Source organism: Rathayibacter sp. AY2B3 (assembly GCF_002931755.1).
Taxonomy (GTDB): domain Bacteria; phylum Actinomycetota; class Actinomycetes; order Actinomycetales; family Microbacteriaceae; genus Rathayibacter.
Genome location: NZ_PSUG01000101.1, coordinates 1 through 870 on the forward strand (window position 1 = coordinate 1; position 870 = coordinate 870).

Sequence of the window (870 nt, forward strand, 5' to 3'; positions counted from 1 at the left end):
TCGACCGGCTCCCCGTTGACGGTGAACCTCATCGGGCACCTCCGGTCAGCTCGGCGCGGATCTCCTCGGCGAGCACGCGGACGACGGCGTGGCGCCAGTCGGCGGCTCCGTGCGGGTCGGTGAACCAGGTCGCGACGCCGTCGACGGCCGCGGCGAGCTCGGCGGCGGACGGGGCGGTGGCGAAGCGGAGCAGCTCCGGCCGGACGGTCGCCGCGGAGATCGTGAGGACGAACGCGCCGTCGGTGTCGAGGCGGCCGATGACGACGGCGCCGGAGCGTCCGAGAGGCGAGAGCGCCGTCTTGCGGAACGCGGTGCGCGCCTGGAGGGAGGAGAGCGGGAACTCGATCGAGCGGATCACGTCGTCCCGGGCGAGCGTGGTGGTCATGTTGCCGGTCACGAGCTCGGCGACCGGCACGGAGACGTCCGAGCCGTCGGCCCGCCAGACGAGCGCAGTGGCGTCGAGCGCGGCGGCGAGGCTGATCATCGGTCCGGCGGGCAGGGCGTTGGCGATGTTGCCGCCGACGGTGGCGACGTTCCAGATCTTGAAGGAGCCCAGCAGCGCCGTGCAGCACTGGAAGAAGAGCGGATGCGCGGCGTCGCCCGCATCGGGCATCGCGGCGAGCTCGCTGAGCGTGCAGGTCGCCGCGATCGAGAGGCCGTCGGGGGTCCTCGTGATCGGCTCCCAGCCGAAGCCCTGGAGGTCGAGCAGTTCGTCGAGGTGGTCGTGGGGGAGGGAGAAGACCCAGGAGCCGCCTCCGATGACCGCCGAGCGCGGCCCGCGGTCGGCCAGCTCGGAGCGGTCGCGCACCACCCGGACGCGCTGGATCGTGTTCAGGTCCATGCCGCGCCTCCGTCCCTGCGCCCGTCCGG

Annotated in this window: 1 protein-coding gene; it reads right to left on the minus strand. The window is 73.3% G+C overall.

Features of this window, described 5'->3' with window-relative positions; genetic code table 11:
* Positions 1-28: 28 nt before the first annotated feature.
* A partial coding sequence (locus tag C5C24_RS17455) for an FAD binding domain-containing protein (RefSeq protein ID WP_308470845.1) occupies positions 29-870 on the minus strand: 842 nt, incomplete at its 5' end.